Consider the following 23,496-nt stretch of genomic DNA (forward strand, 5'->3'; position numbering starts at 1 on the left):
TACAAAAATTATCTAACATTATATACTTGATGAAAAGTAAATTTTGAGGAAAAGGTTTGAAAAAATGCACAAAGGAAATTTGATTAAAGAATACGCAGCTCAAGTTGGCTTTGATTTTTGCGGCATTACTTCGGCGGAGCCTTTTACAGAGCTTTTGGATTTTTTGCAGCAGCGGCAGCAAAAAAACTGGCAGTCAGAATTTGAAAAATTTGAGCTTCAGACGAGAATTAATCCCAAGCTAGTGTTGCCGGAAGCTCGTTCAATTATTGCTTTAGCTAAAATTTACCCTGAGTGTAGGCAGTCTGCTGAGTTTCAAGGAAAAGGCAAAATTGCTCGTTTTGCTTGGGGGCCTGATTATCACCAGGATTTACAAAAATCTTTAGGACAAATGGTCGATTTTTTAAGAAAAGAGTTTCACGTTAAAAAAGCAGTTTCTTATGTAGATAAAGGGCCTTTGCTAGATAGGGCAATTGCAGCTAGAGCAGGTCTAGGCTGGTATGGTAAGAATTGTGCAATTATGACGAAAAGGGCTGGTTCCTGGATAGCTTTAGGAGAAATCCTGGTAGATATTTTTTTGCCGGAAGATGAACCTCTTCCACCAGGCTGCGGAAGTTGTACTAAATGCCTTGATGCTTGCCCAACAGGAGCTTTAACTAAGCCATACCAGGTTAATTGCCAAAAATGTATTTCCTATTTAACCCAGTCTAAAAAAATTATTCCTGACCAATATAGAGCTTTAATGGGAAATAGTCTCTATGGCTGTGATGCTTGCCAAGATGTTTGTCCTTACAATCAAAAGGTTTCCAGGGACCTTAATGCTGCTGCCCAAGAGGCAATTTTCTCTGAGCTGGATTTGTCCTATTTACTTTCTTTGTCTAAGGGAGGATTTCAAAAAGAATATAAGGATAGGGCTTTTGGCTGGCTGGGCAAAAATATTTTACAGCGCAATGCCTTAATTGCCCTTGGCAATAGTAAAGATCCGGCAGCCATACCTTTGCTCATCAAGGGATTGAATAGTTCCTCCCCTCAGCAGCGTGGTTATAGTGCCTGGGCCCTTGGGCAAATTGCCACAAATCAAGCTTACGATGCCTTAAAAATAGCTTTAAACAAGGAAAATAATCAATGGGTAAAAAGTGAAATTAAAAATGCTTTAGAACAAAAAGCCCCTCCAGGAGCCGGTTTACTTTAGGCTTCTTGGCGGAGCTTTTTTTCAGCTTGTGAAATTTTATTTTTTACAGTTTTTATTTTAGAAAGATTTTGTTTAGCATTGGTTTGTTCTAATAGTTTTAAAAATGTTTTCCCCTGGCGCAGATAAAGGTCTACTTCCTCTTTTTTTGTTTTCATTTCCATTCCTCCTCGGTCATATTTTAACCATTAATTGCCAAAAGATACCTGATCCGGCAGAATTTCTAGCTTCACTCATATAAAGGTTTTTTTTAGCCAATACTAAATTAAACTTGTTTAATTCTATGAAGCGGGGGCTAAAAAATGCGTGTAAAATTAAAAATACTGATTATATGTACGCTAATTTGTCTACTTATATTACCTGGCTGCAGAAGAACACCGGCCCAAAAACCTGCTTCTTCGCCTTCTACAGTCATTGGGGTAAGTGTTACTTATGAAGATAAGGATTTTAAAGCAAGGTTAAAAAAAGCCTTTCAACAAAATGCCAAGGAAGATCAATTGAAAATTATTTGGCAGGAAAGTAAAGTTGAAAAACAGGAGCAGGATGTTAAAAAACTATTAGAACAAAAAATTAAAGTATTAGTGATTCAATTTGGCAATGAGGAAAAGGCAGAAGAAATTGTCCGTCTGGCTAAAGAAAGAAATATTGCTATCCTGGCTTTAGGATTTATGCCTATGGATTTACCCCTAGACGGTTTTATTGGTGTCGATGCCTATCGTACGGGGCAGCAGCAAGCAGTCTATCTGAACAAAGCATTAGCTGCCCAAAAGCCAGCAAAGGTATTAATTGTAGACAATACTGCTTCCAGTTGGGAAAATGAGTTAACTAGGGGAAATATTGAAGGTCTTCAGGCAGAAGGAGGCTTTCAAGCTATCCGGCAAAGCATTGATCCTGGGGAAAAGGTTGCTGAAAAATTACGCAACAATCAATCCTTAAGTGAGGTAAAAGGAATTATATTACATAATCCTTTGTGGACGAAAGACCTGATTGAATTACTGGAAGAATTAAATTTAGAAAAAAATATTGTAACAGTTGGCTTAGGAGCTAGTAAAGATAGTGCTCAGGCTATTTTGCAGGATACACATGAGGCGGAAATTGATATTGATCCCCAGCTCTTAGGCAGATACGCCTATGGAGCAGCTAGAGACTTGGCCAAAGAGGGTCAATGGCATTTTGAGAGAAGAATTACCAGCAGCAGTGGTACCTACGAAATACCGGTTCAGTATTTGCCTGCCAACATTATCACTAAGGATAATCTTTTTCTTTTAGAGAATAGATATAAAGGGTTAAAAGAAAATCCCAAAGACACAGGGGCAAATGCTGAAAACAGTCAAAACAGCAATTCAAAACAGCAAAATTCTGACAAACAAAATTCAGATGGAAATAAATCTAAATCTAAGGTCACAATTAAAACTAAAAATGGTAAAAACCTAGAGATAAATGTTGATGGAGAAGTGGAAAGAGTAGAAATACAAGACGGTTCCCAGCAGAAAGATCAGCAAGAAGAAGAAAAAGAGTAACTAAGTTAAAACTTAAGTTACTCTTTTTCTACTTTAAAATATTTAATAAGTCAGGGTGGTCAATAAAATTATCGTACAGTGTTTTTTCGCAAGGCATTTCAACTGGCTGTTCCAGGGTAGGAGCAGCCATAATTTTTAGACCTACAGAATTATGGTAATTAGGGTTTTTCACAAAATCTCCCCGGCCGCTAGCTGTCTCAACGTAATAATAGGCTGCGCCTTGTTTATTGGCAAAAGGTTCTGTAGTAGGTTTCAAGTTTTTTTCAACTATGCTTGCAGTTATAAGGGGTTGGTCAATGGGATTAACAATAATGTGGCCAAACCCCGGTGGAATAAAGACTTTATCGTTCTTCTTAGCTTCAATAGCCATTATTTCTTCAACTTCACCGCTCCGAGAATTTTTCTGCAGAATAAAGAGGGCTTCACCAGCCAAAACTTCATAATATTCCGGGTATGTCTCAGAACTATTGTGCTTGGGTGGGTTAAAGGAACCTACTGTTTTTATAAATTCGGCACCAATTTTCCCAGGATAAATTACAGTTAAATCATGGCGGAGCCCAAAACTATCAAATAATTCTCGGTGATCTTTTAGGACTACCCCCCGGTAAACAAAATACAATATTTTGTGATCAGAATCCTGCGTTTGATCCATAAAAACATGGCGTGCATCTTCTAAGTAATTTATTTCAGGCTCTGGATGAACTACCTGTTCGGAAAATGTAAGAAATCCACTAGCTTCGAGAACAAAATCTTTTTCTATTTGCATCCATGAACCTCCTTTTCACCAAAGCTTAACGCAGACTTGCCAAATCTTAAAGCTATGTTTAGCTAAGGAAGCCTTGTACAAATCAAATACAAAATATATCCAGCATTAATATATTAAGTATTGACAAGAATTATTCTTTTTAAGTTTAAAACTATTTTAATGGAAACGATTGCCTTAAGTCAAGATAGAATATACTTAATAGATTAGTTATACATAGATTAACCAATATTATCTAGTTAAAAATTAATAGCAGTAATTCAAGGATTCTTGCAATTATCTAGTTGACTATCTATGCTTTAGTTAGTTAAAATGTTAGTAGAAAAAAGGGATTTTGATCTAGGACAAAGGAGAGGAAGTTATGAAAAAAATTAAATATTTATTGGGGTCAGTATTGCTGCTTTCCCTGGTTATTTTTGGTGGCTGCGGTGCTCAAAAACAAGCAACCACTTCTGACAATAATAATGACAATGCTGCGGAAAAAACAGCTTTGCAGTTAGTTCAGGAAAAAGGGGAATTAGTTGCTGGCTTAGATGATACTTTTGCTCCCATGGGCTACCATGATGAAAAAACAAATGATCTAGTAGGTTTTGATATTGATATGGGTGCAGAACTTGCAAAACGTCTTGGCGTTAAAATGAAGTGGCAGCCTACAGATTGGAAGGGCGTAACAGGTTCCTTAAACGCTAAAAAATTTGATGTTATTATTTCCGGCATGAGCGTTACACCGGAACGTGAAAAAGTTATAGCTTTTTCTAAACCTTATCTTCATGCAGGCATAGGTATGGTTGTAAAAAAAAGCTGATAATTCAATTAAAAAGGCTGACGACTTAAAAAATAAAGTTGTTGCTACGCAAACCGGAAGCTCTGGAGCTGAAGCCTGCACCGAATTAGGTTTGAAAAATGTAAAATTATATGATCAGTACCCACAGGCATTCCAAGACTTAGCTATTGGCAGAGTAGATGTTATTGTTGTTGATGTGACAACAGCGGCACACTTTGTTAGCAAAAAACCTGACGATTTTAAGGTTCTAAAGAAACGTTTAGTGGAAGAACCCTACGCAATTGGTTTGCGCAAAGATGATAAAGATTTAAAAAAAGCTATTGATAATGCTTTAACTGAAATGCAAAAAGATGGGACTTTAACAAAAATATCTCAAAAATGGTTTGGTGACGATGTGACAACTAAGGCTGAATAAGCCTGGTGGGGTGTAGACAATGTTAGGCTTTATTGATGTGGATTTTTTAAAAATTATCGTTCCTATACTTTTAAAAGGAGCGGTAATGACTGTTGAACTAACTTTTTTAGCAGTATTTTTCGGTACAATTATAGGTTTAATCGTGGCTTTGGCTAAAATATCTCGCTTTAAAATCTTAGCAATTTTAGGAGGGATTTACACCTGGGTAATCAGGGGAATCCCTCTTCTTGTGCAGCTTTATGTGCTGTATTTTGGTTTAGCTCAAGCAAATATTTTGCAGATGAGTCCTTTTCAAGCGGCTGTAACCGGTTTAAGTATTTGCGGGGGGGCTTACATTGCTGAAATTATTCGGGCAGGTATTCAGTCCATTGATAAGGGTCAAATGGAGGCAGCAATGTCCTTAGGCATGTCCTATTCCCAGGCCATGCGTCGCATAATTTTACCTCAGGCCTATCGCAGAATTTTGCCTCCTTTAGGTAACGAGTTTATCGCCTTAATGAAAGACACATCTTTAGTGTCTATCGTAACAATGGTAGAATTGATGCGTAGCGGAACTTTATTAGATTCTACCTACATGCGTTCCATGGAAATTTACTTGGCTGTGGCAGTGATTTATTTGGTACTAACTACATTTTTCGTTTTTGTCATAGAATGTTTAGAGAAAAGACTGGCAATTGTTGATGGTGACTAGAAAGGGTGAATAAGATGCTGGTGGCGCAAAATATCTGTAAAAGGTTTGGCAATAATGAAGTGTTACGAGATGTAAGCCTAAAGGTAAAGCAAGGGGAAGTTGTTGTAATTATTGGTCCCAGCGGTTCCGGGAAAAGTACCTTTTTACGTTGCTTAAATTATTTGGAGACTATTGAGGAAGGCTTTATTACAATCAATGAGAAACCCTTAGGCAAGAGAAGACTGAGCAATGGAAGGCTAGTGGAAGATACTAAGAAAAATATTTACGAGATGCGCAGTCAGATCGGCATGGTTTTTCAGCATTTTAATCTCTTCCCCCATAAGACAGCCTTGGAGAATGTTATGGAAGGCCCAATAGTCGTGCACAAAGTTTCCTTAGAGGAGGCTCAAAAGAGGGGAATGAAACTTTTGTCCAAGGTAGGCCTAGCCGATAAGGCTAATGCTTATCCGTCTCAACTTTCCGGTGGTCAAAAACAGAGGGTGGCAATTGCCCGCTCCCTTGCCATGCAGCCTCAAATAATGCTCTTTGATGAACCAACCAGTGCCCTGGACCCGGAGTTGGTAGGAGAGGTTTTAGAAGTAATTAAAGAATTGGCCCGAGAAGGAATGACTATGATCATCGTTACTCATGAAATGAGTTTTGCCAGAGAAGTTGCCGATCGTATTCTGTTTATGGATCAGGGAAGGATTTTGGAAGAAGCTTCTCCCCAAGCGTTATTTACTAATCCAAAACATAGTCGGACTCAAGAATTTTTGCGTAAAGCGTTATAAAAGATATCATTTATAAATAACATAAAAAATAATAATATTAAAGCAATTTGTCTGCAAACTTTAGACTTGACGGCAAATTGCTTCTTTAGCATTAGGTAAATATTTTTTTAGAGGGAAAGAACAACTTGCGTGGAAATAAGTAATAGTAAGAAGGAGGTATAATTTTGTACTGGAACGAAAAAATTGAAACAATGACTCGAGATGAATTACAGGAACTACAGTTAGAACGTCTGCAGCAAACAGTGGAAAGATCATATTACAATGTGCCTCACTATCGGAAGGCTATGCAGGACATAGGCCTAGAACCTGGCGATATCAAAAGTTTAGATGATCTTTCGAAGCTACAGTTTACTTATAAAAGCGATTTGCGGGATAATTATCCCTACGGTATGTTTGCAGTGCCTTTAAGCGAGGTGGTGCGTATTCATTCCACTTCAGGGACTACCGGTAAGCCTACTGTTGTAGGGTACACTAGAAATGATATAAATACTTGGTCTGAATTGATGGCTCGTGCTCTAACCTGTGCCGGTGCTTCCAAAAATGATGTAATTCATAATGCTTATGGTTATGGATTATTTACTGGAGGCCTAGGATTTCATTATGGGGCAGAAAAAGTTGGTGCATCTGTAATCCCTATTTCCGGCGGTAATAGTAAAAGGCAAGTGATGATTATGCGCGACTATGGCAGTACTATATTAACTTGTACTCCTTCATACGCCGTCAACATTGCCGAAGTACTAGAGGAAATGGGTTTAACAGCAGCTGATTTGAAACTAAAAGCAGGAATTTTTGGTGCTGAACCCTGGTCCAACAATATGCGGAAGAATATTGAGGAAAAACTGGGCATTATTGCTTTAGATATATACGGTCTAAGTGAAATTATTGGCCCAGGTGTAGCCATAGAATGTCCTGAAAAAAATGGGCTCCATATTTTTGAAGATCACTTTATTCCTGAGATAATTGATCCGGAAACTGGAGATGTATTGCCTTATGGCAGTGTAGGGGAATTAGTTTTTACTTCACTGACTAAGGAAGCATTGCCAATGCTGCGCTACCGAACAAGGGATATAACATCCCTTACTTTAGAAAAGTGTCCCTGTGGTCGTACTCACGTTAAAATGCAGCGGGTCAGCGGTCGTACTGATGACATGTTGATTATTCGAGGAGTAAACGTTTTCCCATCTCAAATTGAAAGTGTTTTATTACAGGCGGGCTTAGTAGAACCTCATTATTTAATTATCGTAGACCGTGTTAAGAATCTGGACACCATTGAAGTACAAGTAGAAGTCTCACCTACATTGTTTTCTGATAAAATTCGTAAACTAGAAGAATTAGGACGTAAAATAGAAGCAGATATGGTAAGCATGCTAGGTATATCCATAAAAGTAAGGTTAGTTGAACCCAAGTCTATCGAACGCAGCGAAGGAAAAGCGAAAAGAGTGCTGGACAAAAGAAAGATTTAAATATAAAAGGAGGAAGCAGCGTGAAAATTAAACAAATATCTGTTTTTTTAGAAAACAAATCAGGAAGGCTGGCCTCTGTAACTAAAACATTAGCACAAAATAACATTAATATTCGGGCCCTTTCTATAGCAGATACATCGGATTTCGGAATTTTGCGCTTAATTGTAGATCAACCTGAATTCGCTTACCAAAAGCTTAAGGCTAACGGTTTCACGGTAAGTGAAACTGAGGTTATTGGAGTAGCAATGCCGGATGAGCCCGGAGGCTTAGCTAAAGTGCTGCAAGAACTCGAAGAATCAGAAATTAATATTGAATACCTTTATGCTTTTTTAAGTAAAAGCCATGAAAATGCTTTAGTAATTTTTAGAGTAGAAAATATTGATGAGGCTATTGTTAAATTAACTGATAAAGGTTTAAAAGTACTGCCTGGAGACCAAATTTATAAATTATAGCGAGTCAATTAATAGGTAAGAGGTGTAGACAATGTCGGAATATCAAGGAATTGTTGCTAGAAAAGCCTTAGAAAAAATCAAACCCTATGTGCCTGGGAAACCATTGGAAGAAGTTGAAAGGGAACTGGGAATTACCAATGCTATTAAAATGGCCTCTAACGAAAATCCCTTAGGACCGTCTCCAAAGGCAGTTGGGGCCACCCAAAAAAGTTTAGCTAAATTACATATTTACCCAGATGGTGCCTGCCATAATTTAACTCAAAAACTAGTAGAACATCTAAAAATAGGTGCTGAGCAAATTTTTATTGGCAACGGATCTGACTCTGCCATTAAGCTTTTAGGTGAGACTTTTATTAACCCTGGGGACAATGCCATTATGGCTACTCCCAGTTTTTCTGAATATGATTTTTCGGTGAAACTAATGGGTGGGGAAAGTAAAGAAATACCCTGTGTAGATTTTAAACACGATTTAGCTAGTATGCTTCAGGCAATAGATGAAAAAACAAAAATGGTTTTTATTTGTAATCCTAATAATCCTACAGGAACTATTATTACGCGACAGGAAATTGACGATTTTATGGCTAGGGTTCCGGAAAACATTTTAGTGGTATTTGATGAAGCTTATTATGAATACGTATCTGATCCCCAATTTGTTACGGGTTTAGAGTATATTAAAAAAGGCTATAAAAATGTCATAGTTTTAAGAACTTTTTCTAAAATCTATGGCTTAGCAGCCTTACGTGTAGGCTATGCTGTTGCTGATGCTAACCTTATTTCCTGGTTAAAAAGAGCCATGCTGCCTTTTGATGTAAACACACTGGCTCAGGTAGGGGCCACAGCTGCTTTAGATGATAAGGAACATGTGGAAAAAAGCAAAAATGTTAACGAAGCAGGAAAAAAATATTTGTACGAAAAATTTTCTGCTATGGGATTAACATATACTGAGACGGAAACTAATTTTATTTGGGTAAAGATTAATCAAGATTGCCGTAAAGTGTTCCAAGCAATGCTGCGAGAGGGAATAATTATTAGAACTGGGGATATTTTTGGTTTTAATGAGTATATACGGGTAACTATTGGAACCCCAGAACAAAACGAAAGGTTTATTAATACTTTAACAAAGGTAGTAGAAAATATTAAAAAATAGTAATAATTTCCTTATGCCCCTTATATAAATTATTAGTAACAAATTAAGGAAGAGGGGGCAACGGAAATTGTTTAGACTGCAGTTTAAAAAGAGTTTATGCTTACTTGTATTTGCCACAATTATGCTGGCCATTGTCGCTGGATGTAGTACTACGGATACTCTAAGTTCATTAAAAGCAAAATTTAGCGGCAACGAAGAGCCGACTTCTGCTAACCTGGAAGAAAGCACTGGAATAGCTGAGGACCAAATTGCTTCTGAGGAGGCCCAGACTGAAACTACTAAAGTGCTTCTCTATTTCAGCAACGCAGATGGAAAAGCTTTAGTAGCTGAAGAACGTACTATCCCTAAAGTCGATGGTTTAGCTAGAGAAACAATCAATCAGCTTATTCAGGGACCCGAAGCACAAAGCAAACTAAAAGCAACAATTCCGGCTGGTACTAAGCTGAAGGATATTAATATTCGCCCGGATGGAAAAGCTATTGTTGATTTTAGTCAAGATTTAGTTACTAATTATTCCGGCGATGGAACAGCCGAAACACTAACTGTTTATTCCATAGTAAACACCTTGACCCAATTTCCAACGGTGAAAGAAGTACAAATTTTAGTTGATGGCAAACAGGTGGAAACTATTGGTGGTCATGTTAAAGTTTCTTCTGCAATGACTAGAGATGATAAAATAATTGAATAAAATTTATAAAGCCTATAAACTAAAGCCCTGCTTAGCAGGGCTTTAGTTTTTTTGGAATTAAGAAAATAAGGCAGGAAATTCGACAGAAAAGTAGAACTAAATAATGATTGGTAGAAATAAAGCTTTGGCAGACATAAGGAAGGTGATGCAACTGAAAAAGTATAGTACAAGATGGTTTTTTGTTTTAACCGTACTCCTTTGTAACATCTTTTTTGGGACAGTACTGGTTAATGCGTATGCTGCCGGAGAAAATGTCAGGATTACTGTTAATGACAAAGAGATTCAAGCCGATGTACAGCCCTATATTGACAACCAAAATCGCACTATGGTTTCGATTCGTGTTATCAGCCAAGAACTAGGTTATAGCGTTGAGTGGAATAGCCAGGCTCAGGAAGTTACAGTCCGGGGCCAAGGAACTACAATTAAGTTGTGGGTTGGTAAGACTGAATCCTTGGTTAATGGGCGGCAGGTTACACTTGATACCACTGCTACGCTGAAAGACGGTAGAGTAATGGTGCCTTTACGCTTCATTATGGAAAGCTTAGGGGTAAGTGTAAATTACAACAACCAAACAAGAGTAGTAAGTATTGTCCAAAAAGACAAAGGACAGGAAAATGTAGAGGTTATCCCTGTTAGTGGAAAAGTAGCTCAAGTTTCCGGTTCCGTAGTTAATATTCGCAGCGGACCTGGGACAAATTATGCTGTTAAAACCAAGGTTTATAGCGGTCAAAAGCTAGATGTGCTGGGGCAAAATAAAAGCGGGGATTGGTATCAGGTAGCGGTTGCTAACAATAATGCAGGTTGGATTGCAGGCAGCTTAGTAACACTGCGTTCCGAAGGAGACACCTCATCAAGAACTCCGGAACCTGGAGAAAATTCTCAAACTGATACAGATACTTCAGATGAAGAACTAGTATCAATTGAGAATATTAGTGTGGATACTACCGGAAATGATGTTACATTTACCGTAACTGCCAGCGGCAAATTAAATTATTCTACATTCCGCTTAGATAATCCTCGCAGGCTGGTAGTAGATTTTCCAAACAGTGTTCTAAAACTCTCGGAACAGCTGGATACAATTAGTGTTAATCAGGGACTTGTAAAAAGCATTCGTGTGGGACAATATAGCGTGAGACAGTCTAGAATAACAGTAGATATAACTGGTGCTGCAGGGATTGCCTTAGCTAGCTCAGCAAACAATAGCAGTAAACTAACCTTTAAAGTCGAAAAACCTTCGTTAAAAGGAAAGACTATTGTTATTGACCCTGGACATGGCAGTATTCAATCTGGAGGATCATCTGACCCAGGTGCAAGAGGCCCCAGCGGACTTTTTGAAAGGGACGTTGTTTTGAATGTTTCCCTCAAAGTTAAGGAGCTATTGGAGGCTAAGGGAGCAAAAGTCATTATGACGAGAACGGGGAATACTTACCTAACTTTAAAGGGCAGAGCTGAGGTTGCTAATAAAAATAATGCTCAAATTTTTGTATGTATCCATTGCAATGCTAGTACAAGCCGGTCGGCTAACGGCACTGCAACTTACTATTATGCTCAAGGCAGTTTATCTACCCAACGAGAAATAAGACAAAGACTCGCCAGTACTGTACAAGAACAATTGGTAAAAGCTATTGGACGTAAGAATAGGGGCATTGTGGAAGCTAATTTTGCCGTTTTAAGATATACCAATGTACCGTCAATTTTAGTAGAAACAGCTTTTATTTCTAACTACGAAGAAGAAGCACTACTTGCCAAAAGCGATTTTCAGGATAAAATTGCAGTAGGTATTACAAATGGCATAGAAAAGTATTTCATGGAATAATTTTAGATAAATACTATTTCCTGCTGGTATTTATTTAAGAATTGATACATAATTTAGTATAGGTTCAATTTGTGCCTAAGAGTGGTGTTACCCTCTTAGGCCTTTTCATGGCAGTAAACACGGCTTAATCATACTCGGGGGTGGTAAAATATGATACCTATAGGCGTATTCGATTCAGGCGTAGGTGGACTAACGGTGGTTAGGCAAGTCTTTAAGAAACTACCGGACCAAAAAATAATCTACTACGGAGATACAGCTCGTGTCCCCTACGGAGGAAAACCTAAAGAAGAATTAATTTACTTAGCAGATATTATAACGAATTTTTTAATCTCTAAAGGGGCGAAAGTAATTGTAGATGCTTGTAACAGCACTTCTGCCGTGGCCTTAGAGCATTTACAAAACAAATATAATATTCCTGTACTGGGAGTTATTGAGCCAGGTGTTACGTCAGCATTAGAGGCTACAAAAAACGGCAAGATTGGCTTGATAGCAACAAAAGCTACTGTCCAAAGTGGTATGCATAGTAGAAAAATTAAAGAGTTAAGTCCTAATGTTAAAATATATGCTCAGTCATGTCCGGAATTTGTTCCTCTAATCGAGGAAGGTAAAATAACTGGAGCAGAAATAAAGATTGCTGCCCAAAAATATCTTTTGCCTCTAAAAAAGGCAGGTATTGATACATTGATCTTAGGGTGTACACATTATCCTTTTATTGCCCCCCTCTTGGCAGAAATATTAGGTGATGATGTAACTTTAGTAGATCCGGCTGTTGAAACAGTAAATCAACTTTGTGCTTACATGCCCCAGCGCAGTACTCAAGAGGTTAACAATCAATATGATTTTTACGTAAGTGGCGATGCAGAACAATTTGGCAAAATAGCTAATGAGCTTTTAGCTGGATATTCGGTTCAAAATGTGGAAAAGCTAGTTGTTGTGTGATAAACTAAACAATACTTAATAGCTTGGATATACTTGGGAGGTTCTTATATGGGAAGAAATGGTGGAAGGCATTTAGACGCATTAAGGCCGGTACAAATAATAAGGAATTACCTGCAATATGCTGAAGGTTCCTGTTTAATCTCAGTAGGAAATACTAAGGTAATCTGTACCGCTTCAATAGAAGATAAAGTGCCTCCTTTTTTGAAAGGTACTAACCAAGGGTGGATTACGGCAGAATATGCTATGCTTCCCCGTTCGACAAAGACTAGAACTTTCCGTGAAGTAACTAAAGGCAAAGCGTCAGGGAGAACCCAAGAAATACAACGCCTAGTTGGACGTTCTTTACGTTCTGTTGTAGATTTATCTGTCATTGGGGAAAGAACTATTTGGCTAGATTGCGATGTTCTTCAGGCAGATGGAGGTACAAGAACAGCGGCAGTTACTGGTGCTTTTATTGCTTTAGTTGATGCGTTGCAGGGAATGGTTCAAAAGAAGATAATTGCTGAACTACCAGTGGCAGATTTCTTAGCAGCAACCAGCGTTGGCAAAGTAAATGGTAAATTGGTTCTGGATTTGGAGTACGAGGAAGATTCGCAAGCGGAAGTAGATATGAATGTAGTTATGACTGCCCAGGGTAAAATAGTTGAAATTCAAGGAACTGCAGAAAAATCCCCTTTTGATCGAACGGAATTAAATAAACTATTGGATTTAGCTCAAAAGGGTATTTCTGAGCTTATTGCCTTACAGCGCAAAACATTGGCTCAGAATTTAGAAGGAGCGTACCATGCTTGAAATTGTTGTTGCCACACGTAATCAGGGAAAATTGAAGGAATTTAAGCAGCTGATCCAAGGTCTGCCTATAAAATTATACTCCTTAGATGATTTTACAGAAATTCCGGAGATAGCTGAAACGGGCAGTACTTTTCAGGAAAATGCTCTTTTAAAAGCAAGAATAGTATCCCAAACTACAGGACTAGTTACTTTAGCTGATGATTCAGGTTTAGAGGTTGATAAATTGCATGGTGAGCCGGGAATATATTCAGCACGCTATGCTGGGGAACCAACTAACGACCAAGCTAATAATGCTAAGCTTTTAAATAAATTACAGGGGATTCCTTTAGCAGAAAGAACAGCCCGATTTCGTGCGGTCATTGCAATTTATTTGCCGGAGGGGAAATATTATTTTGCTGAGGGAAGTTGTGCGGGATTAATTGGCCTGGAACCAAAAGGGAACTTTGGCTTCGGCTACGATCCTTTGTTTATTTTGCCGGACTTAAACAAAACCATGGCAGAACTAGCTTTGGAAGAAAAAAACGAGTTTAGCCATAGAGCTAAGGCTTTTCGACAGTCTGTCGCAATTCTAGAAAAAATTATTGATAAAACAGCAAAATAGCCTTGCATTTGTCTTAGGTAAGTGCTATAATTACCCTTGCGTTCGAGAGAGACAAGCATAACGCAACGACTTGTTAAAAAAATCCTTTTGACTTTTCGGCTAATGCATGTTATAATAAAGCTTGTCAGTTTCGATGGATCCAATGCGGGTGTAGCTCAATGGTAGAGCCCCAGCCTTCCAAGCTGGTCGTGTGGGTTCGATTCCCATCACCCGCTCCATTTATGCGTCTGTAGCTCAGCTGGATAGAGCAACGGACTTCTAATCCGTAGGTCACAGGTTCGAATCCTGTCAGGCGCGCCATTGGTATTTATGGTGGGTGTAGCTCAGTTGGCAGAGCACCAGATTGTGGCTCTGGGGGCCGTGGGTTCAAGTCCCATCATCCACCCCACAAAACCATGCATTGGGGCGTCGCCAAGCGGTAAGGCAGCGGATTTTGGATCCGCCATGCGTTGGTTCGAATCCAGCCGCCCCAGCCAGTAATAAGGTAATAATTTGCGAGCCATTAGCTCAGTTGGTAGAGCACCTGACTTTTAATCAGGGTGTCCCGCGTTCGAGTCGCGGATGGCTCACCATATTTAGATAAGTTTTGTTCTGTATTTGGCTATTACTCTTAAAAAATGCGTTAAAAAATGCGGGAGTGGCGGAATTGGCAGACGCGCTAGACTTAGGATCTAGTGGTTTTACCGTGGGGGTTCAAGTCCCTTCTCCCGCACCACTTTAAGGTTAATCACCAAATGAGACATTCTTGTTTCAGCTGTTTTAACCGTTATATAATAGCCTGCGCGGGGTATTTTAAACCGCATAATGCGGAAGTAGCTCAGTGGTAGAGCATCGCCTTGCCAAGGCGAGGGTCGCGAGTTCGAATCTCGTCTTCCGCTCCACTAGTTTAATAACTACTAGCAGCCTCGGTAGGGTTATCCCACCGAGGTCTTGCTGTTTCAAGGCACTTGTTTCAGCTGCTGGGCGCTGGAAAATCAGATTGCGCAAGAACCGTATACCCTATTCAGCAGGAAAAAATATATTGTTGCCGAAATAAATGTTATGATGGTTTTTATTGTTGGTTATAATAGGGTTACGCTTTAGAAATACAATACATATATTAAATAACAAGACAGGGGGAGCATAAATGAAGTCTGAGGTGGAAAAGATAGAGAAGAATCGGGTGGCACTACGGGTTGAGGTAGATGCCGGGGAATTTGAAAAAGCAGTTCAGCAAGCTCACAAAAAGTTAGGCAAGCAGGTCAATATACCTGGTTTTAGAAAAGGCAAAGTACCTCGAAAGGTTCTGGAAAGGTATATAGGGAAAGAAGCTTTATATAATGAGGCTTCAGATATAATACTGCCCAACGCATATTATAATGCTGTTGTCGAAAATGAACTTGAACCAATTGATCAACCTAACGTTGAATTAGTTCAAGCTGAGGAAGGCAAGCCATTTATTTTTAAAGCAACAGTTGAAGTTGTACCTGAAGTCAACTTAGGTGATTACACCAATATAACTGTGGAAAAGAAGGTTAAAGAAGTAACAGAAGCTGATGTAGATAAATACATGGCAAATTTGCAGCAAAGGCACGCTGAATTAGTAAATGTTGAGTCCGGGGAAGTTCAGCCAGGTGACATAGTACAGATTAATTTTGAAGGTTTCATGGATGGTAAGGCTTTTGAAGGAGGAAAGGCTGAAAACTACTCTTTGACCATTGGTTCTAATACCTTTATCCCAGGTTTTGAAGACCAAATCCTGGGCATGAAGCAAGGAGAGGAAAAAGATATTAATGTTACTTTCCCAGAGGATTACCATCAAAAAGAACTAGCAGGCAAACCTGCACTATTTAAAGTTAGAGTTAACGAGATTAAACGCAAGGAGTTAGCATTATTAGACGATGAATTTGCTAAAGATGTCAGTGAGTTTGACACCCTTGTGGAATTAAAAAACGATGCTAGGAATAAACTTAAAACAACTAACGAGACACAAGCCGAAAATAAGGCTAAGTCTGACTTAATTGAAAAAGTTATAGCCCAGGCTGAAGTTGAAATACCACAAGTAATGATTGACAGAAAAGTAAATGAGTATCTTGAAGACTTTAAATTTAGATTACAGCAGCAAGGCCTTAATTATGAACAATACTTAGAGTATGCCACCTTAACGGAAGATAAAATTAAAGAAGACTATCGTACTAGAGCAGAGCAAAGAGTGAAAACAGAGTTGGTTTTAGCAGCCATAGCCAAAAAAGAAGCTATTGTACCATCGGAAGAAGATGTGGATAAGGAAATTCAGGAAATGGCCAAAATATATAACCAAACCCCTGACATACTTAAAAAATACTTAGAGGCACAAGGCAATTTAGAGGCATTAAAGGATAGTGTAAAATTTGACAAAACAATTGAATGGCTGTATAGCAAAGCTAAAGTTGAGGCCGTTAGCGAAGAGCCAAAGGCCCAGTAATAAATGAGAGAGAGGTTAATGCTATGTCGGTTTTAATTCCTATGGTAGTTGAACAATCAAGTCGTGGGGAAAGGGCCTATGATATTTATTCCAGGCTTTTAAAAGACCGAATTATTTTTTTAGGCAGTGCTATTGACGATCATGTTGCTAACCTAGTTATTGCTCAAATGTTGTTCTTAGAAGGAGAAGACCCAGACAAGGACATTCATATTTATATTAACAGTCCAGGAGGCTCTATTACTGCAGGAATGGCAATTTTTGACACAATGCAGTACATTAAGCCTGATGTTTCTACTATTTGCGTAGGTTTAGCAGCCAGCATGGGAGCATTTCTACTGGCAGCAGGAAAGAAAGGCAAAAGATTTGCTTTGCCAAACAGCGAAATTATGATTCATCAACCCCTTGGAGGTACCCAAGGCCAGGCTGTAGATATTGAAATTCATGCTAAAAGAATTATGAGAATAAGACATGACCTCAATAAGATTCTAGCTGAGATAACCGGAAAAGAGCTGAAAATAATTGAAAGAGATACAGACAGGGATAATTTTATGTCGGCTCTTGAGGCTAAAGACTATGGACTTATTGATGAGGTGATTACCAAAAAGGTTCAAACTAAAAATTAAGAGGGGCGTGGTGAAGCTATGTATAAATATACTGACGATAAGGGGCAACTTAAGTGCTCCTTTTGCGGCAAGTTGCAGGATCAAGTAAAAAAGTTAGTCGCCGGCCCGGGAGTTTATATTTGTGATGAGTGCATTGAGCTTTGTAATGAAATCATCGAGGAAGAACTAAATGATGATTTAGGCTTTGAAGTAGGTGATATACCTAAACCGAAGGAAATTCGAGATATTCTTGATCAGTACGTTATCGGACAGGATGAAGCTAAAAAATCCTTATCTGTTGCGGTATACAACCATTATAAACGAATTAATTTGGGCATGAAAATTGATGATGTTGAGTTGCAGAAATCAAATATTGTAATGCTTGGCCCGACAGGCAGTGGGAAAACGCTCCTAGCTCAAACCTTAGCCAAAATACTTAATGTACCTTTTGCCATTGCTGATGCAACTTCTCTTACAGAAGCAGGCTATGTTGGCGAAGATGTAGAAAATATTCTTTTGAAGCTTATTCAGGCTGCCGATTATGATGTAGAACGTGCTGAAAAAGGAATTGTTTATATCGATGAAATCGACAAAGTAGCTAGAAAATCAGAAAATCCATCTATCACAAGGGATGTGTCTGGTGAAGGGGTACAACAGGCCTTGTTAAAAATTTTAGAAGGCACTGTAGCTAGCGTACCTCCTCAAGGAGGTAGAAAGCACCCCCATCAAGAATTTATTCAACTAGATACTACAAATATTCTATTTATCTGCGGTGGTGCCTTTGATGGTATTGATAAAATAATCCAAAATAGAGTAGGACAAAAAGCTATTGGCTTTGGTGCAGACATTAAAGGTAAGAAGGACAAGACTATAGGAACAATTCTGAAAGAAATTTTGCCTGCTGATTTATTAAAATATGGTTTAATACCGGAATTTGTAGGTCGATTACCTATAATAGTTACTTTAGATGCACTAGACGAAAATGCTTTGAAACAAATACTTGTTCAGCCTAAAAACGCTTTAGTTAAACAGTATCAAAAACTATTTGATTTGGACGGAGTTAATTTAGAATTTAAGGAAGAAGCTTTAGATGCTGTTGCCCAGGAAGCAATTAAGCGGGATACAGGGGCGAGAGGTTTAAGAGCAATTTTAGAAAGTGTTATGCTTGATGTGATGTACGATATACCATCGAGAAGCGATGTTACAAAGTGCGTAATAACTAAAGATGTAATTTCCGGCAAGGAAAAACCTCTTTTAGTTTCTGTGGACCCTAAAAAGAAAAAAGAAGAATCAGCATAAAACAGCAGATTGTCTGCTGTTTTTTTAGTTTAACAACTGGATAAAAAAGACCCCCTTGGTAATACTAGAAAATAGAGAAGGAATATGGTAAATGCAAGGAAGGGTTGATTTTAGAATGAATAATTTTGCCTCTAGTCTAAATGGGTTGCTAATTTTTATTCAGGTGTTTTTTGCGGTTATTATTGGTTTGTATTTTTGGAATTTGTTGCGCAGTCAGCAAGGTAATAGGTTTGCAGTTCAAAAAGAGTCGAAACGTGAACTGGAGAAATTGGCTAAACTGCGCAAAATATCCTTGTCCCAACCTTTGGCTGAAAAAACTAGACCCAGTACATTTGCAGAAGTTATTGGTCAAGAAGAAGGTATTAAAGCATTGAAGGCTGCTTTATGTGGCCCTAATCCACAGCATGTTATTGTTTATGGGCCTCCAGGCGTGGGAAAAACAGCAGCAGCCAGACTTGTTTTAGAAGAAGCAAAAAAATCAAGCATCTCACCCTTTAAAGAAGATGCTAAATTTGTAGAAGTCGATGGCACTACATCTAGATTTGATGAAAGAGGAATTGCTGATCCTTTAATCGGTTCTGTCCACGATCCAATTTACCAGGGGGCAGGAGCCATGGGAATGGCCGGTATACCCCAGCCTAAACCGGGAGCTGTTACTAAAGCTCATGGAGGCATGCTGTTTATTGATGAAATTGGAGAATTACATCCTATCCAAATTAACAAGCTCTTAAAGGTATTAGAAGATCGGAAAGTATTTTTAGAAAGTGCATATTATAACTCAGAGGATGCTAATATACCTGCACATATCCATGATATGTTTCAAAATGGACTGCCTGCCGACTTTCGTTTAGTAGGTGCAACAACCAGGCTGCCTCATGAACTACCGCCAGCTATTCGTTCCCGCTGTTTAGAAGTATTTTTTAGAGCTTTGACTCCTGAAGAAATAGGAATTATTGGACGTAACGCTGTTCAAAAAATTGGTTACACAATCACGGATAAAGCAATTAATGTTTTAGAAAAATATGCTACTAACGGTAGAGAAGCTGTGAATATTATTCAAATAGCAGCTGGTTTGGCTTTAGGCAATGATAAGAAAGAAATTGATGCTGCAGACATTGAATGGGTAGTCAATAGTGGACAATATTCCCCTCGCCCAGAAAAGAAAATACCAGCTGTCCCTCAAGTAGGAGTTGTCAATGGTTTAGCAATTGTTGGCCCCAACTTAGGTACTTTATTAGAATTGGAAGTTTGTGTTTTACCAGTTCCGAAAGGAAAAGGTAAGGTAACTGTAACAGGGGTAGTAGAAGAAGAAGAAATGGGAGGCAGCGACGGCAAGAAAATTAGGCGGAAAAGCATGGCTAAAGGCTCTGTAGAAAATGTATTAACATGTCTGCGTAGAAATACAGATTTAGATCCCAGAGATTACGATATTCATGTTAATTTTCCGGGAGGAATACCAGTTGACGGTCCTTCAGCAGGCGTTACCATAGCCACAGCTATTTATTCAGCAATTAAAAATATTCCTGTGGATAATAAAGTGGCTATGACTGGGGAAGTATCTATTTATGGCAATATTAAACCCATTGGTGGTGTAGTTGCTAAAGTGGAGGCTGCTCAGCAGGCGGGGGCCAAAAAAGTATATATACCTATGGAAAATTACCAGGAAATTTTTAAAGAAATGGAGAACATTGAAGTTATACCTGTAGAAAAACTTTCCCAACTGCTAAAATATGTTTTAGATGTTGATTTAAGTGACAAAAACTTTGAACTACCAAAATTAAAAACCGAAATATTAGCTGCCAGATCTGTAGCTAACAGTCATTCTTCTAGCGTAGGCCGTTAATTAGGCTAAATAATGAAATTTTATCGATATAAAGCAGCATTTAGCTGGATTTTTGTCTTTTTTGCTAATTTTATCCTGTCTTTAAGCGGGTTGCATCAAAAGTAATTTAGCTATAGAATAAAACAACAACATGACAAAATGGCCTCAAAGAAGCCGTACTTAACATGACGGCTTCTATTGGTATATAATATTAAGTTGAAGTAAAAAATAATGAGAAATTTAAGGCAATTAGACTGGAGGTGAGAGAATGGCAGAACAAATAAAGAAGGAAATACCACTGTTGCCTTTAAGAGGTGTTTCCGTCTTCCCTTATATGGTTATCCATTTAGATGTAGGGCGAGAACGTTCAATTAATGCAATAGATGCTGCAATGGCTGCTGATCAGCAAGTTTTTTTAACAATGCAAAAAGATGCTCAAACTGATGAACCAAATAAAGATGAAATATATGAATTCGGTACAATAGCCGAAATAAAGCAGCTTTTAAAACTTCCCGGAGGTACTATTCGGGTTCTTGTAGAGGGGTTAACTAGAGCTAAAATTGCTTCATTTCTCTCTGAGGAGCCATATCATAAAGTAGAAGTGGAGACATACGAGGACTCAACTGAAAAAAGCTTGGAAACAGAAGCATTAATGCGTACTTTAATTGACTTGTTTGAACAGTATGTGAAAACAAGCAAAAAAATTCCACCTGAAGCAGTCGCTACTGTAGTAACTTTAGAAGAGCCAGGGCGTTTAGCCGATGTTGTTATTGCACATCTATCTTTGAAACTAACTGAGAAGCAGCGAGCCTTAGAAACAATTAACGTCCAGAAACGTTTAGAGCTTATTTGCGAAGTTTTAACAAACGAAATGGAAATATTAGAACTGGAGCGTAAAATAAATGCTAGAGTTCGCAAACAAATGGAAAAAACTCAAAAGGAATACTATTTGCGGGAACAATTAAAAGCAATTCAGAAAGAATTAGGTGAAAAAGACGAGCGTGTGGCAGAGGGAGAAGAGCTGCGACAAAAACTTGAAAAAGCTAAACTGCCTAAAGAAGTTAAAGAAAAAGCTTTGAAAGAAATAGAACGTTTGGAAAAAATGCCACCAATGGTTGCAGAAGCTACTGTTGTTCGGAATTACTTAGACTGGATCCTTGGTTTGCCTTGGAATAAACAGACAAAAGATAGATTAGACATTAAAATGGCAGAACAAATACTGCAAGAAGACCATTATGGACTAAAAGAAGTTAAAGATCGTATTTTAGAATACCTGTCCGTACGCCAACTATCTCAGCAAATGAAAGGCCCAATCCTTTGTTTTGTAGGTCCTCCTGGCGTAGGAAAAACATCCTTAGCTAAATCAGTGTCTCGAGCATTGGAAAGAAAATTTGTGCGCATGTCTTTAGGAGGCATGCGGGACGAAGCCGAAATTCGAGGACATAGAAGGACTTATGTTGGAGCTATGCCTGGGAGAATTATTCAAAGCCTAAAGCAGGCAGGTACTAAAAACCCAGTGATTCTCTTGGACGAAATTGATAAGTTAGGCTCAGACTTTCGGGGTGATCCATCTTCTGCACTCCTAGAAGTTTTAGACCCTGAACAAAACAATACCTTTAGCGACCATTATGTTGAAGTTCCTTTTGATTTATCCAAGATAATGTTTATTACTACAGCTAATGTCCACTATAATATCCCCAGACCTTTGTTGGACAGGATGGAAGTTATCCAAATTCCTGGATATACCGAAGAAGAAAAACTACAAATTGCTTTGCGCCATTTAGTACCAAAACAAGTGAAAGAACATGGCTTAAAAGCAGATCAATTAGTTGTTTCGGAAAATGCTATTCGGAGAATTATTCGGGAGTATACTAGGGAAGCTGGAGTTAGAAATTTAGAAAGACAAGTTGCTTCTTTATGCCGTAAAGTTGCTAGGGAAATTGTTGAAGGAAAAATTTTTAATGGAAAAATAAGTGCCCAAAATATTGAACATTACTTGGGAATTCCCCGTTTCCGCTATGGTTTAGCAGGGGAGAAAAATGAGATTGGGGTCGTTACTGGTTTAGCTGTAACGGAAGTTGGCGGCGACGTTTTAAGTGTAGAAGCTACATTGTTAAAGGGCAAAGGTAATTTAACCTTAACTGGACAGCTGGGAGATGTAATGAAGGAATCTGCCTATGCTGGTTTAAGTTATATTCGTTCTAAGACAAGTGATTTAGGAGTTGCTGAGGACTTTTATGAGAAATATGATATTCATATTCATGTGCCTGAGGGAGCAATACCAAAGGATGGTCCTTCCGCTGGAATTACTATGGCTACTGCATTAACATCAGCTCTTTCTAGCCGCCCAGTGAGGAAAGATGTGGCTATGACTGGAGAGATTACACTGCGGGGCAGAGTACTCCCTGTAGGTGGTATTAAGGAAAAAGTCTTGGCAGCTCATCGTGCGGGCATTAAAACAGTTATACTGCCCAAGGAAAATGAGAAGAGTTTAGAAAATATTCCCGCCAATGTTAAAAGAAAATTGGAATTTGTCTTAGTAGATCATTTAGATCAAGTTTTGCCAAGAGCGCTGGAAGATGAAAAAGAAGTATGAAAATAAAGACAGCAGAGTATTTTTCTACGGCAGTTAAACAAGACCAGTATCCATCTGGGGATATGTTAGAGATAGCCATAGTAGGAAGGTCCAATGTGGGTAAATCTTCCTTAATTAATAAGATAGTCAATCGCAAAGGACTAGCTCGCATTAGTCAACAGCCGGGAAAGACCCAGACCATTAATTTTTATTTAATTAACAATGCTTTTTATTTAGTGGACTTGCCGGGTTATGGTTTTGCTCGTGTATCTCAGCAAGTGAAGAAAACTTGGGGGAAGATGATTGAAGAGTATTTACACAAAAGAGCTAATTTAGTTAGCGTTATTCAACTAATTGACTTTCGTCATCCACCTACCAAGGACGATTTACAAATGTACCATTGGTTGAAAGAAGTGCAGTCCCAAGTAATTATTGCTTGCACCAAAGCAGATAAAATCAGCAAGGGCCAATGGCAAAAGCACTTAAAGGAAATTAAAACAGGGCTTCAAGCTGATCCTGAAGATATTTTTATACCTTGCTCTGCACTGACAGGCACAGGAATTGAAGAATTGCGCCATATTTTTGGGCAGCTGCTTAGTATTAAAAGCCAGCGATAACGCTGGCTTTTTGCTTTTGTGCGCCCAGCATGGGCGCTTGCTCGTCGGTGAAAGTCCGATACGGGGGTTGATAGTGCCAACCGTTAGCCTAAGACAAGGGTGTCCATCGCG

At 38.6% G+C, this 23,496-nt stretch carries 22 protein-coding genes and 7 tRNA genes; 27 read left to right on the forward strand and 2 right to left on the reverse strand.

All coding sequences use genetic code 11. The features are described from left to right. Positions 1 to 64 precede the first annotated feature (64 nt). The gene (gene queG / locus RDV78_08215; protein ID MDS1030464.1) at positions 65 to 1,189 is read left to right on the forward strand and encodes a tRNA epoxyqueuosine(34) reductase QueG; all 1,125 of its coding nucleotides are present in this window, start codon (positions 65 to 67) and stop codon (positions 1,187 to 1,189) included. Here the strand turns inward: queG and RDV78_08220 are convergent. Then, positions 1,186 to 1,344: a hypothetical protein gene (locus RDV78_08220; GenBank protein MDS1030465.1), complete on the reverse strand. Its 159-nt coding sequence runs from the start codon at positions 1,342 to 1,344 to the stop codon at positions 1,186 to 1,188. The genes queG and RDV78_08220 overlap by 4 nt on opposite strands. 144 nt (positions 1,345 to 1,488) lie before the next feature. On the opposite strand from RDV78_08220, the gene RDV78_08225 reads away from it, so the two are divergent. Beyond that, positions 1,489 to 2,706 carry a substrate-binding domain-containing protein gene (locus RDV78_08225; GenBank protein MDS1030466.1) on the forward strand — a complete coding sequence of 406 codons (1,218 nt, stop codon included), beginning with the start codon at positions 1,489 to 1,491 and terminating at the stop codon, positions 2,704 to 2,706. Positions 2,707 to 2,734: 28 nt separating this feature from the next. Here the strand turns inward: RDV78_08225 and RDV78_08230 are convergent, their stop codons facing one another. Further along, on the reverse strand, positions 2,735 to 3,472 hold the full coding sequence (locus tag RDV78_08230; GenBank protein ID MDS1030467.1) for a glucose-6-phosphate isomerase family protein: 738 nt from the start codon (positions 3,470 to 3,472) through the stop codon (positions 2,735 to 2,737). 358 nt (positions 3,473 to 3,830) lie between these two features. On the opposite strand from RDV78_08230, the gene RDV78_08235 reads away from it, so the two are divergent. The 25 genes from RDV78_08235 (at position 3,831) to yihA (ending at position 23,385) form a co-directional block, all read left to right on the forward strand. Continuing rightward, positions 3,831 to 4,274 (forward strand): transporter substrate-binding domain-containing protein, encoded by a 444-nt coding sequence (locus tag RDV78_08235; GenBank protein MDS1030468.1) that lies wholly within the window; start codon positions 3,831 to 3,833, stop codon positions 4,272 to 4,274. Between the two features lie 7 nt (positions 4,275 to 4,281). Beyond that, positions 4,282 to 4,668, forward strand: coding sequence for a transporter substrate-binding domain-containing protein (locus RDV78_08240; GenBank protein ID MDS1030469.1), 387 nt, complete (start codon positions 4,282 to 4,284; stop codon positions 4,666 to 4,668). 19 nt (positions 4,669 to 4,687) lie between these two features. Further along, positions 4,688 to 5,359 (forward strand): amino acid ABC transporter permease, encoded by a 672-nt coding sequence (locus tag RDV78_08245; GenBank protein ID MDS1030470.1) that lies wholly within the window; start codon positions 4,688 to 4,690, stop codon positions 5,357 to 5,359. A 14-nt stretch (positions 5,360 to 5,373) separates the two neighbouring features. Then, positions 5,374 to 6,129 (forward strand): amino acid ABC transporter ATP-binding protein, encoded by a 756-nt coding sequence (locus RDV78_08250; protein MDS1030471.1) that lies wholly within the window; start codon positions 5,374 to 5,376, stop codon positions 6,127 to 6,129. Between the two features lie 161 nt (positions 6,130 to 6,290). Beyond that, entirely contained in the window at positions 6,291 to 7,592 is a 1,302-nt protein-coding gene (locus tag RDV78_08255) for a phenylacetate--CoA ligase (protein ID MDS1030472.1), read from the forward strand. Positions 7,593 to 7,612: 20 nt separating this feature from the next. Then, on the forward strand, positions 7,613 to 8,044 hold the full coding sequence (locus RDV78_08260) for an ACT domain-containing protein (protein ID MDS1030473.1): 432 nt from the start codon (positions 7,613 to 7,615) through the stop codon (positions 8,042 to 8,044). Positions 8,045 to 8,075: 31 nt separating this feature from the next. Next, complete coding sequence (hisC, locus tag RDV78_08265; protein ID MDS1030474.1) at positions 8,076 to 9,191, forward strand: histidinol-phosphate transaminase; 1,116 nt, start codon at positions 8,076 to 8,078, stop codon at positions 9,189 to 9,191. A gap of 67 nt (positions 9,192 to 9,258) precedes the next feature. Next, the gene (locus RDV78_08270; GenBank protein MDS1030475.1) at positions 9,259 to 9,879 is read left to right on the forward strand and encodes a GerMN domain-containing protein; all 621 of its coding nucleotides are present in this window, start codon (positions 9,259 to 9,261) and stop codon (positions 9,877 to 9,879) included. A 103-nt stretch (positions 9,880 to 9,982) separates the two neighbouring features. Continuing rightward, entirely contained in the window at positions 9,983 to 11,695 is a 1,713-nt protein-coding gene (locus RDV78_08275) for an N-acetylmuramoyl-L-alanine amidase (protein ID MDS1030476.1), read from the forward strand. Between the two features lie 150 nt (positions 11,696 to 11,845). Next, entirely contained in the window at positions 11,846 to 12,634 is a 789-nt protein-coding gene (murI, locus tag RDV78_08280) for a glutamate racemase (GenBank protein ID MDS1030477.1), read from the forward strand. A 48-nt stretch (positions 12,635 to 12,682) separates the two neighbouring features. After that, positions 12,683 to 13,426, forward strand: a complete 744-nt coding sequence (gene rph / locus RDV78_08285) for a ribonuclease PH (GenBank protein ID MDS1030478.1) — start codon at positions 12,683 to 12,685, stop codon at positions 13,424 to 13,426. Next, positions 13,419 to 14,027, forward strand: a complete 609-nt coding sequence (locus tag RDV78_08290; GenBank protein ID MDS1030479.1) for an XTP/dITP diphosphatase — start codon at positions 13,419 to 13,421, stop codon at positions 14,025 to 14,027. The genes rph and RDV78_08290 overlap by 8 nt, the downstream gene beginning before the upstream one ends. A 144-nt stretch (positions 14,028 to 14,171) precedes the next feature. Then, positions 14,172 to 14,245: transfer RNA gene (locus tag RDV78_08295), tRNA-Gly, on the forward strand. A gap of 5 nt (positions 14,246 to 14,250) precedes the next feature. Beyond that, positions 14,251 to 14,327: transfer RNA gene (locus tag RDV78_08300), tRNA-Arg, on the forward strand. 12 nt (positions 14,328 to 14,339) lie between these two features. Further along, positions 14,340 to 14,415, forward strand: a tRNA-His gene (locus RDV78_08305). Positions 14,416 to 14,428: 13 nt separating this feature from the next. Further along, positions 14,429 to 14,503: transfer RNA gene (locus RDV78_08310), tRNA-Gln, on the forward strand. 20 nt (positions 14,504 to 14,523) lie between these two features. Beyond that, positions 14,524 to 14,599 (forward strand) — tRNA-Lys (locus RDV78_08315). Positions 14,600 to 14,658: 59 nt separating this feature from the next. Continuing rightward, a tRNA-Leu gene (locus RDV78_08320) sits at positions 14,659 to 14,742 on the forward strand. A 91-nt stretch (positions 14,743 to 14,833) separates the two neighbouring features. Then, positions 14,834 to 14,908, forward strand: a tRNA-Gly gene (locus RDV78_08325). A 245-nt stretch (positions 14,909 to 15,153) separates the two neighbouring features. Then, positions 15,154 to 16,470: a trigger factor gene (gene tig / locus RDV78_08330; protein MDS1030480.1), complete on the forward strand. Its 1,317-nt coding sequence runs from the start codon at positions 15,154 to 15,156 to the stop codon at positions 16,468 to 16,470. Positions 16,471 to 16,493: 23 nt separating this feature from the next. Continuing rightward, positions 16,494 to 17,093 (forward strand): ATP-dependent Clp endopeptidase proteolytic subunit ClpP, encoded by a 600-nt coding sequence (gene clpP, locus RDV78_08335; GenBank protein ID MDS1030481.1) that lies wholly within the window; start codon positions 16,494 to 16,496, stop codon positions 17,091 to 17,093. Between the two features lie 18 nt (positions 17,094 to 17,111). Continuing rightward, complete coding sequence (clpX, locus tag RDV78_08340) at positions 17,112 to 18,371, forward strand: ATP-dependent Clp protease ATP-binding subunit ClpX (protein MDS1030482.1); 1,260 nt, start codon at positions 17,112 to 17,114, stop codon at positions 18,369 to 18,371. 115 nt (positions 18,372 to 18,486) lie between these two features. Next, complete coding sequence (lonB, locus tag RDV78_08345) at positions 18,487 to 20,214, forward strand: ATP-dependent protease LonB (protein MDS1030483.1); 1,728 nt, start codon at positions 18,487 to 18,489, stop codon at positions 20,212 to 20,214. 247 nt (positions 20,215 to 20,461) lie between these two features. Next, positions 20,462 to 22,789: an endopeptidase La gene (lon, locus tag RDV78_08350; protein MDS1030484.1), complete on the forward strand. Its 2,328-nt coding sequence runs from the start codon at positions 20,462 to 20,464 to the stop codon at positions 22,787 to 22,789. After that, positions 22,786 to 23,385, forward strand: coding sequence for a ribosome biogenesis GTP-binding protein YihA/YsxC (gene yihA / locus RDV78_08355; protein ID MDS1030485.1), 600 nt, complete (start codon positions 22,786 to 22,788; stop codon positions 23,383 to 23,385). The genes lon and yihA overlap by 4 nt, the downstream gene beginning before the upstream one ends. Positions 23,386 to 23,496: the final 111 nt, after the last annotated feature.

Source organism: Bacillota bacterium LX-D, from assembly GCA_031628995.1.
In the GTDB taxonomy this organism is placed as follows: domain Bacteria; phylum Bacillota; class DUOV01; order DUOV01; family Zhaonellaceae; genus JAVLUO01.

Bases quoted from the DNA above. Each gene is read 5' to 3' on its own strand.
- queG (MDS1030464.1), top strand. From the start codon at position 65: ATGCACAAAGGAAATTTGATTAAAGAATACGCAGCTCAAGTTGGCTTT.
- RDV78_08220 (MDS1030465.1), bottom strand. From the start codon at position 1,344: ATGAAAACAAAAAAAGAGGAAGTAGACCTTTATCTGCGCCAGGGGAAA.
- RDV78_08225 (MDS1030466.1), top strand. From the start codon at position 1,489: ATGCGTGTAAAATTAAAAATACTGATTATATGTACGCTAATTTGTCTA.
- RDV78_08230 (MDS1030467.1), bottom strand. From the start codon at position 3,472: ATGCAAATAGAAAAAGATTTTGTTCTCGAAGCTAGTGGATTTCTTACA.
- RDV78_08235 (MDS1030468.1), top strand. From the start codon at position 3,831: ATGAAAAAAATTAAATATTTATTGGGGTCAGTATTGCTGCTTTCCCTG.
- RDV78_08245 (MDS1030470.1), top strand. From the start codon at position 4,688: ATGTTAGGCTTTATTGATGTGGATTTTTTAAAAATTATCGTTCCTATA.
- RDV78_08250 (MDS1030471.1), top strand. From the start codon at position 5,374: ATGCTGGTGGCGCAAAATATCTGTAAAAGGTTTGGCAATAATGAAGTG.
- hisC (MDS1030474.1), top strand. From the start codon at position 8,076: ATGTCGGAATATCAAGGAATTGTTGCTAGAAAAGCCTTAGAAAAAATC.
- RDV78_08275 (MDS1030476.1), top strand. From the start codon at position 9,983: ATGATTGGTAGAAATAAAGCTTTGGCAGACATAAGGAAGGTGATGCAA.
- murI (MDS1030477.1), top strand. From the start codon at position 11,846: ATGATACCTATAGGCGTATTCGATTCAGGCGTAGGTGGACTAACGGTG.
- rph (MDS1030478.1), top strand. From the start codon at position 12,683: ATGGGAAGAAATGGTGGAAGGCATTTAGACGCATTAAGGCCGGTACAA.
- RDV78_08290 (MDS1030479.1), top strand. From the start codon at position 13,419: ATGCTTGAAATTGTTGTTGCCACACGTAATCAGGGAAAATTGAAGGAA.
- tig (MDS1030480.1), top strand. From the start codon at position 15,154: ATGAAGTCTGAGGTGGAAAAGATAGAGAAGAATCGGGTGGCACTACGG.
- clpP (MDS1030481.1), top strand. From the start codon at position 16,494: ATGTCGGTTTTAATTCCTATGGTAGTTGAACAATCAAGTCGTGGGGAA.
- clpX (MDS1030482.1), top strand. From the start codon at position 17,112: ATGTATAAATATACTGACGATAAGGGGCAACTTAAGTGCTCCTTTTGC.
- lonB (MDS1030483.1), top strand. From the start codon at position 18,487: ATGAATAATTTTGCCTCTAGTCTAAATGGGTTGCTAATTTTTATTCAG.
- lon (MDS1030484.1), top strand. From the start codon at position 20,462: ATGGCAGAACAAATAAAGAAGGAAATACCACTGTTGCCTTTAAGAGGT.
- yihA (MDS1030485.1), top strand. From the start codon at position 22,786: ATGAAAATAAAGACAGCAGAGTATTTTTCTACGGCAGTTAAACAAGAC.